Annotated in this window: 14 protein-coding genes; 11 read left to right on the top strand and 3 right to left on the bottom strand. The window is 70.1% G+C overall.

Going from position 1 to position 15,820, the window contains the following annotated elements:
- Positions 1–186: 186 nt before the first annotated feature.
- From ACFY6U_RS35895 to ACFY6U_RS35880, 4 genes are read left to right on the top strand one after another with little or no spacing between them, the layout of a single operon-like run.
- A complete protein-coding gene (locus ACFY6U_RS35895) occupies positions 187–1,353 on the top strand; it encodes a 2-deoxy-scyllo-inosose synthase (protein ID WP_390045038.1) in 1,167 nt (388 codons plus the stop codon).
- Positions 1,353–2,087: a cupin domain-containing protein gene (locus ACFY6U_RS35890; protein WP_390045036.1), complete on the top strand. Its 735-nt coding sequence runs from the start codon at positions 1,353–1,355 to the stop codon at positions 2,085–2,087. The genes ACFY6U_RS35895 and ACFY6U_RS35890 overlap by 1 nt, the downstream gene beginning before the upstream one ends.
- Entirely contained in the window at positions 2,084–2,887 is an 804-nt protein-coding gene (locus ACFY6U_RS35885; protein ID WP_390045034.1) for an SDR family NAD(P)-dependent oxidoreductase, read from the top strand. The genes ACFY6U_RS35890 and ACFY6U_RS35885 overlap by 4 nt, the downstream gene beginning before the upstream one ends.
- Positions 2,887–4,164, top strand: coding sequence for a DegT/DnrJ/EryC1/StrS family aminotransferase (locus ACFY6U_RS35880; RefSeq protein WP_390045032.1), 1,278 nt, complete (start codon positions 2,887–2,889; stop codon positions 4,162–4,164). The genes ACFY6U_RS35885 and ACFY6U_RS35880 overlap by 1 nt, the downstream gene beginning before the upstream one ends.
- A 91-nt stretch (positions 4,165–4,255) precedes the next feature.
- On the opposite strand, the gene ACFY6U_RS35875 is transcribed toward ACFY6U_RS35880, so the two are convergent.
- From ACFY6U_RS35875 to ACFY6U_RS35865, 3 genes are all read right to left on the bottom strand, one after another.
- Positions 4,256–5,629: a glutamine synthetase family protein gene (locus ACFY6U_RS35875; protein WP_390045031.1), complete on the bottom strand. Its 1,374-nt coding sequence runs from the start codon at positions 5,627–5,629 to the stop codon at positions 4,256–4,258.
- Positions 5,630–5,702: 73 nt separating this feature from the next.
- Positions 5,703–6,521 carry a hypothetical protein gene (locus ACFY6U_RS35870; protein ID WP_390045029.1) on the bottom strand — a complete coding sequence of 273 codons (819 nt, stop codon included), beginning with the start codon at positions 6,519–6,521 and terminating at the stop codon, positions 5,703–5,705.
- A gap of 27 nt (positions 6,522–6,548) precedes the next feature.
- Positions 6,549–7,301: a class II glutamine amidotransferase gene (locus ACFY6U_RS35865; RefSeq protein ID WP_390045027.1), complete on the bottom strand. Its 753-nt coding sequence runs from the start codon at positions 7,299–7,301 to the stop codon at positions 6,549–6,551.
- A 152-nt stretch (positions 7,302–7,453) separates the two neighbouring features.
- Here ACFY6U_RS35865 and ACFY6U_RS35860 point away from each other — a divergent pair, with 152 nt between their 5' ends.
- From ACFY6U_RS35860 to ACFY6U_RS35830, 7 genes are read left to right on the top strand one after another with little or no spacing between them, the layout of a single operon-like run.
- On the top strand, positions 7,454–8,722 hold the full coding sequence (locus tag ACFY6U_RS35860; RefSeq protein ID WP_390045025.1) for an ATP-grasp domain-containing protein: 1,269 nt from the start codon (positions 7,454–7,456) through the stop codon (positions 8,720–8,722).
- Positions 8,723–8,748: 26 nt separating this feature from the next.
- Positions 8,749–10,074: a hypothetical protein gene (locus ACFY6U_RS35855; protein ID WP_390045023.1), complete on the top strand. Its 1,326-nt coding sequence runs from the start codon at positions 8,749–8,751 to the stop codon at positions 10,072–10,074.
- Positions 10,065–11,327 (top strand): MFS transporter, encoded by a 1,263-nt coding sequence (locus tag ACFY6U_RS35850; protein WP_390045021.1) that lies wholly within the window; start codon positions 10,065–10,067, stop codon positions 11,325–11,327. Before ACFY6U_RS35855 ends, ACFY6U_RS35850 begins: the two co-directional genes overlap by 10 nt.
- A 41-nt stretch (positions 11,328–11,368) precedes the next feature.
- Positions 11,369–12,241 (top strand): GNAT family N-acetyltransferase, encoded by an 873-nt coding sequence (locus ACFY6U_RS35845; RefSeq protein ID WP_390045019.1) that lies wholly within the window; start codon positions 11,369–11,371, stop codon positions 12,239–12,241.
- A 36-nt stretch (positions 12,242–12,277) separates the two neighbouring features.
- Positions 12,278–13,483, top strand: coding sequence for an MFS transporter (locus tag ACFY6U_RS35840; RefSeq protein ID WP_390045017.1), 1,206 nt, complete (start codon positions 12,278–12,280; stop codon positions 13,481–13,483).
- The gene (locus tag ACFY6U_RS35835) at positions 13,483–14,739 is read left to right on the top strand and encodes a hypothetical protein (RefSeq protein WP_390045472.1); all 1,257 of its coding nucleotides are present in this window, start codon (positions 13,483–13,485) and stop codon (positions 14,737–14,739) included. Before ACFY6U_RS35840 ends, ACFY6U_RS35835 begins: the two co-directional genes overlap by 1 nt.
- A 5-nt stretch (positions 14,740–14,744) precedes the next feature.
- Positions 14,745–15,671: a GNAT family N-acetyltransferase gene (locus ACFY6U_RS35830; protein ID WP_390045470.1), complete on the top strand. Its 927-nt coding sequence runs from the start codon at positions 14,745–14,747 to the stop codon at positions 15,669–15,671.
- Positions 15,672–15,820 lie beyond the last annotated feature (149 nt).

The following is a 15,820-nucleotide window of genomic DNA, read 5'->3' as shown; positions in this document are numbered from 1 at the left end:
CCCTGTCCTGCAAGCACTCCGGCCTGGCGACGCGACGTCACCAGGCCGGGCGCACTCCGCGCGTCCGCGCCCTCGCCCGGCGGGGGCCCTCACAGTTGTCCACCTCTACTCCCCCGCGGCCTCATGTCTGCACGGACAGGCGGCACGAGGCCCGTTGACAGCTCTTGATCGATTCCAGGAGAAGACGTGACCATCCTGTCGGAGAACGCCATCGGCCTCGACCGCGAGGTCCGCTTCGGCGACGTCCGCTACGACTTCCACGTACGACACGGCCACAGCGCGTGGAGTGATCTGCGCGCCCGGTTCGCGGAGCTGGATGCGGACCGGTTCGTGATAGTGGCGGACGCCGGGCTGCCGGCGCACCTGCTCGCCGAGACCGAGATGAACCTGGCCGCGCTCGCGCCCACCCAGGTTCTGAAGGCCCAGGCCGACGAGACGCAGAAGAGCCTCACAACCCTCGACCGGCTTGCCGAGGAGACACTCCGCCACGGCATCACCCGCCGCTCGGTCGTGGTCGCCCTCGGCGGCGGCACGGTCGGCAACATCGCGGGCCTGCTCGCCGCACTCGTCTTCCGCGGCATTCGGCTGGTCCACATGCCCACCACCCTCCTCGGCATGTCCGACTCGGTGCTCTCCCTCAAGCAGGCGGTGAACTCCAGCTACGGCAAGAACCACCTGGGCACTTTCCACGCCCCGGTGCTCGTGTGGAACCACCTGGACTTCCTCGAGTCGCTTCCTGCCGCTGAGATCCAGTCCGCGCTCTGCGAGATGATCAAGAACGTGATCGGTATCGTGCCCGAGCGCTACGACGAGGTCGCCGGGCTGCTGCGCACCGACGGCCGCTACCCGCCCGACGTGATGAGCCGGTTCATCGACCTGTGTGTGGACGCCAAGACCCGGGTGATGCGTCACGACGCCAACGAGAAGGGCGAGGCGCTCATCCTGGAGTACGGGCACACCGTCGGACACGCCGCCGAACTGCTCACCGGCGGACGGCTGCGCCACGGATTCGCCATCGGCATCGGCATGCTGGCGGCCGCCCGGGTCTCCCGGGAGCTCGGCATGCTCGACCGCTCCGACGAGGCGGCCCATCTGAAGCTTCTCGAACTCAACGGCGCCCCGACTGCGCTGCCCGAGGAGCTCGACACCACGTCCGTGCTCAACATCGTCCGACTCGACAACAAGCGCGGCTACGTCCCCGGCCGCAACGGCACGTGCGACCTGATCCTCTTGGAAGGCCTCGGCCGACCGCACCGCCCTGGCGGCAACCAGATCACCCAGGTCGACGAGGACACCGTACGGATCGGCATCGAGTCGGTGCTCTCCAGCCGTCCCTCGCTGGTGGGTGCCTGATGGCCACCGTGGTACGCGGCGAACGCCGCCCCTTCGGACCGATCGCCAACGACATCTCCGGGCCGGCCGTCACCCACCGCCAAGTCGGCGGCGAGGGCATCTGCCGCTGGAAGATGCTGATGAACGGCATGCACCTGGAAGGCGAGTGGAACTGCGTCGAGTACGTGGTCATCGAGCCGGGCGCCTCTGTCGGCGAGCACGTGCACCTGCGCACCGAGGAGATCTACTACATCGTCAAGGGCCACGCCGTCGTCACGATGGACGGTGTGGAGATCCACGCCAAGGCCGGCGATCTGATCACCACTCCCATCGGCTCGTCCCACTCCATCGCCAACCGGGGCGGCGAGGACATGCACTTCTTCGTGACCGAGGTCTTCCCCGGCGAGGGCCCGGCAGCGCTCCCCGCCCACCTGCACGTGCCCGACCTGCTGGCGCCCCGCGAAGGGCACCGGTCGGCGGAGGTCGACCTCACCCCGTACTTCACCGGGGACTGGCAACGGTTCCGGCTCCTGGAGGTCCCGGACGGCGGCCGACTCGACGAGAGCGTGCCGGCCGACCGCAGCATCGTGCTGCACGTCCTGGACGGCTCCGCCGTGATCTCCGTCGACGGCGCCGAGTACTCCGGCGGTCCGGGCCTGTCCGTCGCTGTCACCCCGGGGCTCGCCTTCACCGCGACGAGCACCGCGGGGCCGGGACCCCTCCGGGTGATCAGCACGGAGGTGGGGGTCGTATGAAGCTCGGACTCGACGGCCGGACGGCGATCATCACCGGTGCCGCGAGCGGCATCGGAGCCGAGACGGCCCGCACCCTGGCCGGGGAAGGCGCCCGGCTCGGCCTGATAGACCGCGACGCCGAGGAACTCACCCAGCTCGGCAAGGAGTTGTCCGAAGCAGGCGCCGAGGTGACACCGGTGACAGCGGACCTCGGCAGCGCCGACGGCGTCACAGAGGCGTTCACCACCCTGCTCGACGTCTTCGGCGGGCACACGGACGTGCTGGTGAACAACGTCGGTCAGTGCCGCGCCCGTGTCTTCGACGAGCTTTCCGACCAGGACTGGCTGGACACCTTCGAGATGAACTTCCTCAGCGCGGTCCGCGCGACCCGGCTGGTCCTGCCGGGGATGCGGGAGCGCGGGTACGGCAGCATCGTCACCAATGCCTCCGACCTCGCCCGCCAGCCGGAGGCCGGTCCGGCCGACTACCAGGTTTCCAAGGTTGCCCTGCTCAGCTTGACCAAGAGCCTGGCGCTGTCCGAAGGCCCGGCCGTACGGGTGAACGCCGTTGCCCCCGGCCCGGTGTGGACCCCGCTGTGGATCCGGCCGGGCGGCTTCGCCGAGACCCTCGGCAACGTCCACGGCCGGGAGGCCAAGCAGGCCGTCGAGTACGAGATGAGCAAGCGCCAGCTGCCCCTTGGCCGGATGGGTACCCCGGACGAGATCGCCCGGGTCATCGCGTTCCTCGCCTCGGACGCGGCCTCGTTCGTCACCGGCGCGGTCTGGGGCGTGGACGGCGGCACGATCCGAGGCCTGCTCTGATGGGCTCGGCACTCGCGGTGCGGGGCGGGACACCGGTGCGCGCCGGCCGGTCCTGGCCCCGCTGGCCGCAGCCCGCCCCGGACGCGGACGTGGCGCTTCTCGAAGTACTGCATTCGGGCCGGTGGTCCATCGCCAGCCCGTACGGCGGCGTCCCGACGTACGAGCAGCGGTTCGCCGGCGACTTCGCGGCGTACCTCGGCGTCGGCCACTGCATCCCCACCGCAAGCGGTACGGCGGCCCTGATGACGGCCCTGGAGGCGTGCGGGGTCGGGGCGGGCGACGAGGTGATCGTGCCCGCCCTCTCCTGGGCCGCCTCGGCCTCGACGGTGGTCGGGGTCAACGCCGTACCGGTGTTCGCCGATGTCGACCCGCGAACGCTGTGCCTGGATCCGGCTGCGGCCGAGGCCGCCGTCACCCCGGCGACGAAGGCCATGGTGGTGGTGCACTTGTACTCGGCCGTGGCCGACCTCGCCGCCCTCCGGGCGGTGGCGGACCGGCACGGACTGGCGCTGATCGAGGACAGCGCCCAGGCCCACGGAGCGACGTACGAGGGTCTCAAGGTCGGCACCTTCGGTGACGTCGGCACGTTCAGCATGCACCACACCAAGGTGCTCACCAGCGGCGAAGGGGGAGCGGCGGTCACCGACGACCCGGCCCTCGCCCGGCGAATCGAGCATCTGCGAGCTGACGGGCGTTGCCGGGCGGCGGCGCCGCCGCGCACGGGCGCTCCCGAACTGGTGGAGACGGGCGAGTTGATGGGCAGCAACCGCTGTCTGTCCGAGTTCCAGTCCGCGTTGCTCATCGCTCAGCTGAAGACCCTCGACGCGCAGAACAGTACCCGCTGGGCCAACGCGGTCCTGCTCGACCGGCTCTTGGCCGGGCAGGGCCTGCGCCCCCAGCAGACCTCCCCGGGCACGACCCGGCGCACCTATTTCGGCTACGCGGTCGAACTGCCCGAGGAGGTCCGTGACGGCGCCGCCGCCGCGGACGTCGCGGAGGCCCTGACCGCCGAGCTGGGACTCCACGTGCGCCCCGTGTATCAGCCGCTCTTCGCCAGCCGGCTGTACGACCCGTCGTCCCGCCCCAGGTTCGACATCGGCCCCGGCCACCTGGAGCGGCTCGACCCGGGCCGGTATGCCTTGCCTATCAGCGAACGCGCTGCCCGCTCCTTCCTCACGTTCCATCACGCCGCGCTGCTGGGCGAGGAGGAGGACATGCACGACATCGCCGAGGCCTTCCGTCGGGTCCTGGCCCGTCGTGCGGAGCTCACCGGCTGACCCGGCCGCACTACGGCGCGGAGTATGTGCTTTGGCCCTGCACCCCTCGAAGGGGTGCAGGGCCAAAGCACATACTCCGCGCCGAGCTCGTCTAAAACCTGATCGAGTGGGTGTGGAATTCGGCGGTGGATCCCATGTCCTTCATGTCCCGGACGTCGGCCCGTTTGACGGCCGGATACAGGGCGCGGCGTTCCGGACCGAGGACGGACATCATGAACTCGTCCTGCTCCAGGGCGTTCACGGCCTCTTCCAGCGACCTCGGCAGTGGCCTGACGCCGCGCTCGCGCAGCTCGCGGTCGGAGAGCTTGTTCGGGTCCTCCAAGAGCGGCTCACCGGGGTCGAGCCGGCGGCGTACGCCGTCCATCCCCGCGTGGATGAGCGCCCCGAGGGCCAGATAGGGGTTGGCTGTCGAGTCGACCGTCTTGACCTCGATGTTGGTCGAGGCTGACTCGCTGCCGCGCAGCTGGCTGGGGATCCTGATGGCCGCCTCGCGGTTGTCGAACCCGTACGCGCCGAAGGCACCGGACCACATGCCGGGCTGGAGCCGGTGGTAGCTGTTGACGCTCGCGTTGGTGAGGGCGATGAGCGCAGGAAGGTGCGCGAGGAGACCTCCGATGAAGTGGCGCCCAAGGCAGGACAGCCCCAGGTCGTCCGATGGGTCGGCGAAGAGGTTGACGGCGGGCTCCCCTGCCGGTCCGGGCTGCCACAGCGACAGATGCGTGTGGTTGCCGTTGCCGCGCATTCCGGGGCGCGGGACGGGCGCGAAGGTGGCCCAGAGTCCGCGTTCTCGGGCCAGGCCGCGGGTGATGGCCCGCTGCCAGACGTAGTTGTCGGCAGCCCGCAAGGCCGGCGCGTACCGGACTGTCATCTCGTGCTGGCCGGCGCCGAATTCGGGGTGGTAGGTCTCCACCTCCAGGCCCTGGTCGCGCAGCGCGCGGACCAGGGCCACGGCGTACTCGTTGGCGGTATCGAAGCTCTCGTTGTCAAAGCACAGGCCGTCGTCGAGGAGATCGAGCCGGCCGGGCGACGGCTTCCCGGCGCACAGTGTGAACTCCGGCTCGAAGGCGGCGAACACCTCGTAGTCGGCGGCTGTGGCCAGCGCCTCCTTGAGGAAGGTGCGGGGGCAGGCGGCCCAGGGCTCGCCGTCCAGGGTCACCAGGTCGCACAGCATGGCAGCCGACCCGGGGGCGTACGGGAGCCGGACGAACGAGTCGGGGTCCGGCACCAGCCGGACCTCACCCACCGCGTCGAAGCCGGGCACCGGCTGGCCCAGGTCCAGCAGGCTCGACGCCTGCCGGGTACGGGCCAGGCCAATGCCGGACTCCATGCGGGAGGGCAGGGCGCTGCGGGTCACGGCCTTGCCGCGGGTGACGGAGTTGTGGTCGACCCAGAGGAAGCGGATCAGCTCGATGTTGTCCTGTTCGACGGCGTGCTTGATGCCGTCCAGGGCGTCGTGGTTACGCACGTGCAGCAGCTCTCATCTCTGATCGGATGCGGTCGTTGAGGTGGTCCTGGACGGCCCCGGAGGGCCCGGCCGGTCAGACCCAGGCGATGGCGTCGGTCAGGGCGTCGTCGAAGAAGCCGAAGAAGAAGCCCATGGTGACTCGGTCCGCCGTGCCCAGCGGCTGTTCGATCGAGTGGTAGTGCGTGGGGTTGAGCAGGTAGACGTCGCCGGCCTCCGGCTTGAAGCGGTGCGAGGGAGCGCCCCCGGTGACCGCGTCGTCGTAGCCGAGGCCGTGGACGACCTTGAAGCTCTCGTCCTCGGGTGCCCACTTCTTGCGGTGGATCTCCAGTTCGCCGCCCTCTTCGCACTCCTGGAGGCACACCACGACGCTGAGGTGGTGTCGCAGGTTCTGCAGGAGCAGGCCGGTGCCGGCCGCGTCGCGCATCATGTTGTCGTTGTGGAGCGGGGTGCGGACGCCGTTCGGGTAGATGCGGACGTTGTTCTCCGCGTATCGCCGGCCGTCCGGCTCCACGGCCGCCTCGAACGAGTTCAGGCCGAGGACCTCGGCGAGGCGGGCGCGGGTGCGCGCAGCCAAGCCGAAGCCGATCGAGTCGGTCAGCCGCGCGGCCGCGGCGGCCTCCTCGAAGTAGGCGTCGACGGCACCGAGGTGCTTGGCCAGGAACGGGCCGATGGTGGTCAGACTGCCGTTGCTGTACTGCGTGGTGGAGGCCTGCCCGAAGAGCGGGACGACGCGCTGGACGTCGGCGTCGAACTCCTCCCGGGGGAAAAGGCCACGGAGGACGACCACGGCGTGGTCGCCGTTGACGAGTCCCTTCAGAATGCCGGGGCCGGGGGGCTCGGCATCCCCAGGCCGGTCGAGGTGGTGAACGACGCGTTCCCAGGCAGCGGGCATGTCGGGGGTCCTTTCTCGGGAGCTTTCTCAGGCGCTTACGCGGGCGCTTTCCCAGGCGGCGTCGGCGCGGGCGCTTTCCCGGGTGAACGGGAACGTGAACACGGTGTCGGCAGGCAGCGGCTCCCACTGGTCGGCGGGGGCCAGGTCCACAACGGTCTCGGAGGCCACGACGACCCGGTCCGCAGTGGTGTGGCGGTGCATCGCGAAGAACCGCGGGGTGCGGGTCTCCGGCGGGCTCCAGTGGACGAGATGGGCCTGGTCGGGGTGGATGGCGATGGCGTTGCCCGACATGCCGCCGCCCGGGATCGCCCGCAGCCGTTCCAGGGCGCTCTCCTGTTCCAGGCGCGGGGTCCGGGGCGGGATCAGGTAGTCGAAGTACTCCGCCGAGTCGAAGACGGACGCGGGCATGCCAAGCAGTCGGTGCACGGTCGGCAGGTAGCCGTTGTGCATGAAGTACCAGTCGTCCTCGGGCCGTTCCAGCGGGTGGGTGTAGGCGAGGCCCCGGTTCTCGGGCAGTGTGGCGTTGCGGACGTGAAGGGCGAGGAAGTCGGTCCGGACGGTCGCCACGGGCGAGTCGGCGGCGCTGTCGGCGGCAGGGCGTACGTCACGGTGGGCCCGCAGCCGGCCGTCGACGGGGTCGCGCCATACCGCTCCCCAGCCGTGGGCGTGCACGGTGGTGGCGTTGTCGTGGTTCGCGGTGACTCCACAGCTCATCTGCACAGCGGCGGCGACGATCTCCGCCGGGTCGAACGAGCCGTGGGCCAGGATCAGTCGGCACATGGGCCGCCCGTTCTCTCAGCGGGCATCGGGGCTCCCGAAGGTCTCGGAGTCGGCTGTCGCACCGACCTTAGAAGCCGTGGCAATCTTTGGCAATATGGTTGCCTCTTAGGCAATGCTGTGACAACCTCTTAGACCTCGATCAAGGAGTGACGATGGCTGACCACTTGCCACCCAAGACCGTTGTGATCGTGGACGGATACTCCAACGCCGCGTCCCTGGTCACCGCGTTCGCTCGGCGCGGGTACGCCTCAACGCACGTACTGAGCACGCCGGAGCCGCGGCCTGCGATGATCCCGCCGCGTCCCGAGGACTACCGGGGCTGGCTGGTCTGCCCGGACGCGGCCGCGGTGGACCAGGTCGTCGACCAGCTGCACGCACTGGACCCGGTCGCGGTGCTTGCCGGTCAGGAGCCCGGGGTGCCGCTCGCCGACATGCTCAGCGAACGCCTCGGCCTCGCCACCAACGGCACGGCGCTCTCCACCGCCCGCCGCGACAAGTACGAGATGATCGAGACGCTGCGCGCCGCCGGCATCCGCTGTGCCGACCAGTTCAAGACCGACGACCCGGACGCGGCCGCCGCGTGGGCGGTACGGCACGGGCGTACCCCCGTCGTCGTCAAACCGCTTTCTTCTGCGTCCTCCGACAACGTGTACATCTGCCGCACCGCCGAAGAGGTGGCCGACGCTGCCCGCCGTGTCCTCGCCTCGCACTCGATGTTCGCGGAGCGCAACACCGAGGTCCTGGTCCAGGAGTTCCTGTCCGGCCGCGAGTACGCCGTGGACTGCGTCAGCGCCGACGGCAGCCGCTATCTGGCAGGGGTCTGGGAGTCCGAGCGGCGCCACATCGACGGCGGCCGCACCATCTACGACATGTGCGTGCTGCGCGATCCCGACGCCGCACCCGTCCCGGCCCTGAACGCCTACGTCCACACCGTCCTCGACGCCCTGGGCATCCGGCACGGTCCCTCCCACGCCGAGGTCATCATGACCCCGCAGGGCCCGACCCTCGTCGAGATCGGCGCCCGCCTCAACGGCTCGATGGACCCCGACTTCCACGACATCGTGTTCGGCACGAACGTCGCGGAACTGGTCGCCCATGCCTACACCGAGCCCACCGGCTTCGCTCGCCGTTTCGGTGGCCGTGTGTACCAGCCGATGCAGGCTGCCGCCGTCTACCACGCGCCCACCGCTCTCGACGGCGTCATCGCCGCCGTCGACACGGGCGTCGTGGAGCGGATCACCGCGCTCCCCGCCGTCCACAGCGCCGTCGTCCGCTCCGGCCCCGGAAGGCGCCTCCGGCCCACCGAGGATCTGCTCACCAGCCCGCTGCGGTTCTTCCTGGCCGGCCCGGACGAAGCAAGCCTGCGCCGGGACCGAGCCCTGGTCGACGACCTCAAGGACGAGGTCTACCGGCTGCTGTGACGGCACCCCACACGGAAGGAAGTGACATGGAAAACGAAAACCGCCCGCTGGTCCTGCTCCTGGGCAGCGCCCGGTATGTGGTCGAGGCGTGCGTCCGCCTCGGCATCGACGCCGTCGTCGCCTCGGGCGCCCGGGAGAACGACGCCGGTCTCGCAGCGGACGACCAGGTGACCGTTCTGCGGGTCGACCATCAGGCCTCCTCGGAGGCAGTCCTGGGTGCTCTGCATCGCGGCGGGTTCACGGACCGCGACTTCGACGCAGTCGTCACCTCCGACGAGTTCGCGCTGGTCACCGCCGGGCTGATCGCGGAACACCTGGGCTGCCGGGCGATCGACGCGCGCACGGCGCTCAACTTCCGCGACAAGTACCTGCAAAAGCGACTGGTCGCGGAGGCCGGGATCGACACCGCCCGGGTGACGCTGATCGAAGACGTTCACGACGTCTCCGCCCTGACAGACCTTCCGTACCCGCGCGCCGTGCTCAAGCCGGTGGCCGGCGCCTCGACCCGGCTGACCGCCGTCGTGGACACTGCCGAGGAGTTGCACGGTCTCAGCCGGCGGTACCGCACGGCCGGCACCGCTGAACGCACCTTCGTCCTGGAGGAGTTCATCGGAGGCGAGGAATGGATCGCCGACGGCATCGTCTTCGGCGGCGAGGTCCTCTTCTGGTCCCTTGGCGCCTACGGCGCCCCCTGCCTGACCGCGCTCGACGAGGGACTACCGCTGTGGATGCGGCGGATCGACCCGGACACCGAGCAGTGGCGGTATGAGCGAGCTCAACCCGTGGTGCTCGGCGCGCTGCGGGCGCTCGGCCTCACGGACGGCGTCTTCCACATGGAGCTCTTCCACAATCCGGCCTCCGGCAGGCTCGTCTTCGGTGAGTGCGGCGCCCGCCGCGGCGGTGCACTCATCCAGGAGGAGGTGCAGGCGAAGTTCGACGTTGACCTCGGCGAGGCCATGGTGCTGTGCGGCCTCGGCCGACGGCCCGAGCTGAACGTCAAAGTCCGGCCGGGCCTGGTCGGCACCGCCTATCTGCCCGGCCGCCCCGGCATCCTCGTCGACCGCCCCTCGGCGGCCGACCTGATGGCCCTGCCCGAGGTCGAGTACGCCCGAGTGGAAGCCCCCGTCGGAACGGTCTGGACCGGCGGTCCCGCCGGCACCGACCAGCGGGTGGCCCAGATCCTCGTCACCGCCGACTCGGAGGCCGAGTTGAAGCAACGCTTCGCCGACGTCCGCCAGTGGTTCGACGAGCGACTGACCGTTGCCCCCCATCCGGCGACCCCGCAGGAACTGCGCACCTGGCAGCGGGCGACCTGGCCGCACAGCGACCTCGGGGACCGGCTGTGGCCCTGACCGAAAACACCGAGCGGAAGGTCGGCCCGGCGGACCGGCGTGCACCAGGCCGGTGGGCGAGGCTGCTGCCCGCACCCGGGCCGCAGCGCATTCTCGCCGCCGCCACCCTCGTCAACACCTTCGGCAGCGGTCTGTTCGTCACCAGCAGCGCGCTGTACTTCACCCGGGTCGTCGGACTGCCCACCGCTCAGGTGGCGATCGGTCTCACCACGGGCGGCATCGTCGGTCTCGTCGCGGGGCTGGCCGGCGGCCGGGTCGCGGACCGCTGGGGTGCCAAACGCACCCAGATCGGCGTCATGGTGCTCGGCTCGTTCTTCATGACCTGCTACCTCTTCGTCCACACCTTCTGGCCGTTCATCGCGGTGGCCTGTCTGACCGCCGCGGTGCACTCCGCCAACCCCAGCAGCCGGGACCCGCTGGTCCGGCAGTTCGGCGGCGAGCGGCCCGCTGCGTACCGCGCCTACCTACAGGCCATGACGAACCTCGCGATCGCCCTGGGTGCGGTGGTGGCCGGCCTGGCCATCCAGGCAGACACCCGCGAGGCCTACGTGAGCCTCCTGGTCGGCCGGACCCTCGCCTTCGTCGGCTGCGCCCTCGTGCTCACCCGGCTGCCCGGTCCCGTACGCAGCGGCACCCGGGCGACGGACAAACCCGGCTGGGTGGCCCTGCGCAACCGCTCCTTCCTCGTGGCAACGGTGATCAACGGGGCCATGCAGGTGCACTACGCCGTGCCGACCTTCGCGCTGCCGCTCTGGATCGTGGACCACACCGATGCCCCGCGCTGGACCGTGTCGGCGATCTTGCTGCTCAACACCGTGATGGTGGCGAGCCTCCAGGTGATGGCGGGCCGGTCGGTCACCTCGACGGAGGCCGCGGGCAAACGGATGCTGTGGGCCGGCTGCGCCCTGTGCACGGGCCTCGTCCTGATGGCCGCGGCCAGCGGACCGACGGCCTGGGTCTCGGTCCTGATCCTGGTGGCGGCCACCGCCGTGTACACGGCAGGCGAGCTCTGGCACGCCGCGGCCTCCATGGAGTACTCCTTCGGCCTCGCTGATGCCGAGGCACAAGGCCAGTACTCCGGCGTCTTCAGGCTCGGCGCCGGCGCCGGAGACGCCCTGGCCCCGACCGTGATGGGCGTCATGGTGCTGGGCTGGGGCCGGCCCGGCTGGCTGGTCCTCGCCGGGCTCCTCCTGCTCGTCGGGGCGGCAAGCCGTCCCGCGGTCGCTTTCGCCGGCCGCCGCTTCCCGGGGTAGGACGGCGGAGTCGGAAGAGTTCGGGAATTCAGGAGTTCAACATGCAGATCAGGCTCATGCGGGAGGACGACCTCCACTCCGCGGAACGCGCCTCGGCGGCGACGTTCCTGGAGGCCGAGGAGCTCAACCGGCGTGTCGTCGAGCCGCAGGTGCAGCCCCGCTCGGCCGAGGCCTCCGCCCTCTGGATCGACCGGATGCGCCTTTTTCTCACCGTGGATCCCGGAGGCTGCTGGGTAGCGGTGGACGAGGCGGGCGAGGTCGCGGGCTTCGCGATCTCGCAGAACCGTGACCGCCTCTGGTACCTGGCGACGTACGGTGTGCTGCCGGGCCACCAGGGACAGGGCGTCGGCAAAGGCCTCATGGACGCCGCGCTCGCACATGCCGGGGACCGCCAGGGGATTTTCATCTCCAGCGTGCACCCCGGCGCTACCCGCCGCTACCGGCTCGCCGGGTTCTCGCTCCACTCTCAGGTGCGGATGACCGGCACCGTCAACCGGTCCACGCTTCCAGCGGTCACCGGTCTCAACGAGGGCGGTACCGACGACTTCAGCTGGATGGACCGGCTGGACACTGACCTCCGCGGCGCGGGCCACGGACCCGACCACGCGTTCATGCTGGCCACCCTCCGGCTGATCGTGTCCCGGTCCGATGCCAGGCCGGGATACGCGTACGTCGACCACCGGGGCCGTGTGGCGCTGCTGGCCGCCGCCCACGAGGACACGGCACGGGCGTTGTTGTGGGAGGCCCTGGCCTCATCCCAGGCGGAGGCGTTCGTCCCGTCGATCACGGCGGTCAACGAGTGGGCGATGGACGTAGGCCTCGCCGCTGGACTCGACATCGTCCAGGAGGGCTATGTCGCAGTGCGCGGCATGGCGGTACCCGGACCGTACCTGGCCAGTGGGCACTTCCTCTGATCTTTCCCTGATGTCCCTCTGCGTTGAGGAATCCCGATGAAATCGTTCTGGTTGCTGACCGGGGCCACCGCGGTGTCCACGGCCGGAAATACTTTTCTCTATCTGGCCGTTCCCTGGGCCCTCGTCGAGTCGACACAGTCGAGTCTGCTGGCCGTCCTGAGCCTTGCCGCCCAGACCGCTCCCTATCTGGCGGCACCGTTCCTCGGTGCGGCCATCGACCGGTACGACCGCCGCTTCCTCTTCGCCGCGGGCGAGGTGATCCAGGGCGCGTGCGTGGCCCTGATCCCGCTGCTCCTTGCCATGAAGGCGATCGCGCCGGTGTTCGTGGCGCTGTTCGTCATGGGCCTCGCCAAGGTCGTCTCCGACGTGGCGGGCGACTACGGGCTGCTACCTGCCCTGGTCCCGCGTGACCGCCTGGACCAGGCGTCGAGCTGGTTCAATTCCATCCAGCTGACGGCCCGGTTCGCCGGCCCCGCCCTGGCCGGTGCCGTCATCGCCGGCGTCGGCCCAGGCTGGGCCCTGGCGATCGACGCCGCCACCTTCCTGCTCACCAGCCTGACCGTCGTCTTCATGCCCAAGTCGGCACCCGCCACTACCCGGACGGCGCTGACCGCGATGCTTCGCGAGGGCATCACGTACTTCCGCTCGCGATCCGACCTCCAGCGGCTGACCCTTGCCGTCGCGCTGTACAACCTCGGTGCTGGAGCATTGGAACCCACCCTGCTCACCGTCGGCGCCGCCCAGTGGCGCTGGTCTTCCTCCGCCCTGGGCGTCGCGGTGTCCTGCGGTGCGGTGGCTGCCGCCGTGGGCGCCTGGCTGAGCCCCAAAGTGCTGGCTCCTGACCGCCGACACCACCGGATCGCCCTCTGGCTCGGGGTGGCCGCCCTCGGCTCCATCGCCCTGCTCATCAGCGCGCCCCTGGCCGTGGTCGTCGCGTTTTGCGTGCTGTGCCTCGGCGAGGGCGGTGTCAATGCCACGACGATGGCTTACCGGCAGGCCGAGATCCCCAGCGAACTGGCCGGCCGGGTGAACGCGGTGATCCGTACCTTTATGACCGGCGCTGTCCCCGTCTCCGCGCTCCTTCTTGGCCTCACGGCCAACCTCACCGGTTCGCTCCGGATCTTCTTCCCGGTCACCGTGACCGCACTGCTCGGGGTGCTCGTCTGGACAGTCCGGAGCGGCGCCCCTCGCCCTGTCCCCGTACCCGCCGAACTCGCCATGGCCGAGGAAAGGTCCGTGTGATGAAGAACGTCCTGTTGATCAACTCAGGCCGGGAGAACGCGGCCCGAGCGCTCCAACAGCGTGAGGACATAAATCTCTCCGTCATCACCATGCCGGAGTACGCGCACTACTACTCTCCCGGCGTGGACGTCGAGGTGATCGACACCGTCGAGGACCTCACCCAGGTCCGGCTCGCCGCCCTGCGCATCAGGGCCCGCAACCCGTTCGACTACGTGGTGGCCCCTTCCGAGTGGAGCATTCAGGCCGGCGGCTACATCCGTTCGTACTTCGGCCTGCCAGGCACCGGCTACGCGGTGTCGAACGCCTTCTCCAACAAGTTCGTGATGAAACAGGAACTGGCTGCCGCGGGGCTGTCGGTGGCGAACTTCCGGCGACTTGACGCCTTCGGCGACGCGCCGGCCGCCGGGGACGATCTCGGCTGGCCGATCGTAGTCAAGCGGGCCTTCGGCGGCGGCTCGGAGGACGTCTTCGTGGTCCGCGACGCGGACCACGCCCTGGCGCTGGCCGGCGACGACAGCACGGCGAATCTGCGCGCGGGCGCCTACCCGCTGATGGCCGAGGAACTGATCGACATCGAGACCGAGTTCCACTGCGACGGCATCGTCGTGGACGGGGAGGTCCGATTCGCCCCGGTATCCCGTTACTTCGCGCCCGTACTGCGCAGCGTGGGCGGCGTCATCGGCTCGTACACCCTGCCCGATGACCACCCGGACGCCGAGATCATCACCGCCCTCCACGAGCGGGTCGTCGCCGCGCTGGGCCTCACCGACGGGGTGACCCACCTCGAGGTCCTCAAGTGTTCCCGGGGCTATCTGATCGGCGAGATCGCCTGCCGTACCGGCGGCGGCGGGATCACTCCCCAGCTGGAGCACCAGTACGGCGTGGACCAGCTGAGTGCGTTGCTGGAGCTGTCCATGGGGGGCATGCTCGACGTCAAGCAGCCGCCCCGCACGGACCACATGATCCAGTACATGCTTCCGCGTCCGCTCGGCACGGTCACCGAGGTCACTCCGGTCCGGGAGTTGCTCGCGGTGCCGGGTGTGGTCCATGCCGAGGTCAAGATCAAGGCCGGTGATGTCTTCCACGGGCCGCTCGACTCATCCGTCTACGCCGGCATTGTGGTGATGCGCGCCGCGGACGAGGACCAGGTGGCCCAGCGGGTGACGGAGATCGGCCGAAGGTTCCGCGTGACGGTGGCCGAGGGCACCGACGCCCAGCCCGTCCTGGCGACCGTCAGCTACGACAGGGTCGGGTGACCGCGATGGAGATCGTCGACGAACACGGGCTGTCCGTCGCCCTGATCACTCCGGCGGACCTGGACACCCGGCCCTGGCGCAACAGCGGCCCGCACATCGACGTGGTTCGGCTCCCCGAACCGCCGGCCGAGTGCTGGGACGAGCTGACGGCGGCGGGATTTGTTCGCAAGCCGGAGCTGCTGTGCTGGAAGGCCGAGCTCGGCGCCGACGAGGCGGAGTTCCTGTCCCGTCTGGAGAACAAGTCGCGTCAGGACGTACGGCGGGCCCGGATGCGGGCGGAGAGCGCGCTGCGGTTCACGGTCCAGGACACGATGGCGCCCGAGATCCTGGACCCCTTCCTCGCGCTCTACCTGGAGCGGGTCCAGGAGATGGCCTTCGGCGTCCCTATCGCCGTACGGCAGCGCAACCGCCTTCTCGGCGGCGCAGAGAAGTACTTCGCTGTCTATGCCCACGAGGGTGACGAACTGGTCGGCGGCTGCGTGGTACGGGAATGCCCGGACGAGGACGCCGTACGCATCAGGTTCTCGGCTGTGACGGAACAGTGGCGGCGGTCCAGCCTCGCCCGCACGCTCTACTTCGCCGCGATGCGCACAGCCCGAGAGAAGGGCTACCGGTGGGTGACCCTGGGCGACGAGCCCAACCTGTACGGGCATCTCACGAAGGCCGGGCTCTTCTCGTTCAAGGTGAGCATGGGATTCCGCTGTGTGCCGTCCCAGGACTTCCACGACCCCGAGGGCCGCGATCTGGCGGATCTGGTCCTGAACCTGACGAACTTGAGCGGTCCTTGCCTGATTCTCGGCTACGCGACCGACTCCGCCGAGAACCGGATGCTGCACGCCGAACTGTTCACCGACGAACCTGCCGGCACGGACCCGAGGAAGTACACCGCGCCGTTCCTGACAGGTGTCGAGGTGCGGACGCCCGGACAGTAGGCAGCATGAAGGGGCCGTGGGGGGCCCGCCCCCCCGGGGGGGGGGGGGGGGCCCCCCCCCCCGGGGGGGGCGCCCCCCCGCCCCCCCCCCGGCGGGGGGGGCGGCGGGTGGGCCGGCCCCCCGGGCGCGGGGGGCCACGGAAAGCCCGC

It is taken from the genome of Streptomyces sp. NPDC013157, assembly GCF_042899865.1.
Lineage (GTDB): Bacteria > Actinomycetota > Actinomycetes > Streptomycetales > Streptomycetaceae > Streptomyces.
The sequence above is the reverse complement of the archived record's forward strand: the minus strand, read 5'-3'. Positions and strand labels throughout refer to the sequence as shown.

Excerpts from the sequence above, each read along its gene's own strand:
- ACFY6U_RS35890 (WP_390045036.1), top strand. The coding sequence starts at position 1,353 with ATGGCCACCGTGGTACGCGGCGAACGCCGCCCCTTCGGACCGATCGCC.
- ACFY6U_RS35885 (WP_390045034.1), top strand. The coding sequence starts at position 2,084 with ATGAAGCTCGGACTCGACGGCCGGACGGCGATCATCACCGGTGCCGCG.
- ACFY6U_RS35880 (WP_390045032.1), top strand. The coding sequence starts at position 2,887 with ATGGGCTCGGCACTCGCGGTGCGGGGCGGGACACCGGTGCGCGCCGGC.
- ACFY6U_RS35870 (WP_390045029.1), bottom strand. The coding sequence starts at position 6,521 with ATGCCCGCTGCCTGGGAACGCGTCGTTCACCACCTCGACCGGCCTGGG.
- ACFY6U_RS35865 (WP_390045027.1), bottom strand. The coding sequence starts at position 7,301 with ATGTGCCGACTGATCCTGGCCCACGGCTCGTTCGACCCGGCGGAGATC.
- ACFY6U_RS35860 (WP_390045025.1), top strand. The coding sequence starts at position 7,454 with ATGGCTGACCACTTGCCACCCAAGACCGTTGTGATCGTGGACGGATAC.
- ACFY6U_RS35855 (WP_390045023.1), top strand. The coding sequence starts at position 8,749 with ATGGAAAACGAAAACCGCCCGCTGGTCCTGCTCCTGGGCAGCGCCCGG.
- ACFY6U_RS35845 (WP_390045019.1), top strand. The coding sequence starts at position 11,369 with ATGCAGATCAGGCTCATGCGGGAGGACGACCTCCACTCCGCGGAACGC.
- ACFY6U_RS35840 (WP_390045017.1), top strand. The coding sequence starts at position 12,278 with ATGAAATCGTTCTGGTTGCTGACCGGGGCCACCGCGGTGTCCACGGCC.
- ACFY6U_RS35835 (WP_390045472.1), top strand. The coding sequence starts at position 13,483 with ATGAAGAACGTCCTGTTGATCAACTCAGGCCGGGAGAACGCGGCCCGA.
- ACFY6U_RS35830 (WP_390045470.1), top strand. The coding sequence starts at position 14,745 with ATGGAGATCGTCGACGAACACGGGCTGTCCGTCGCCCTGATCACTCCG.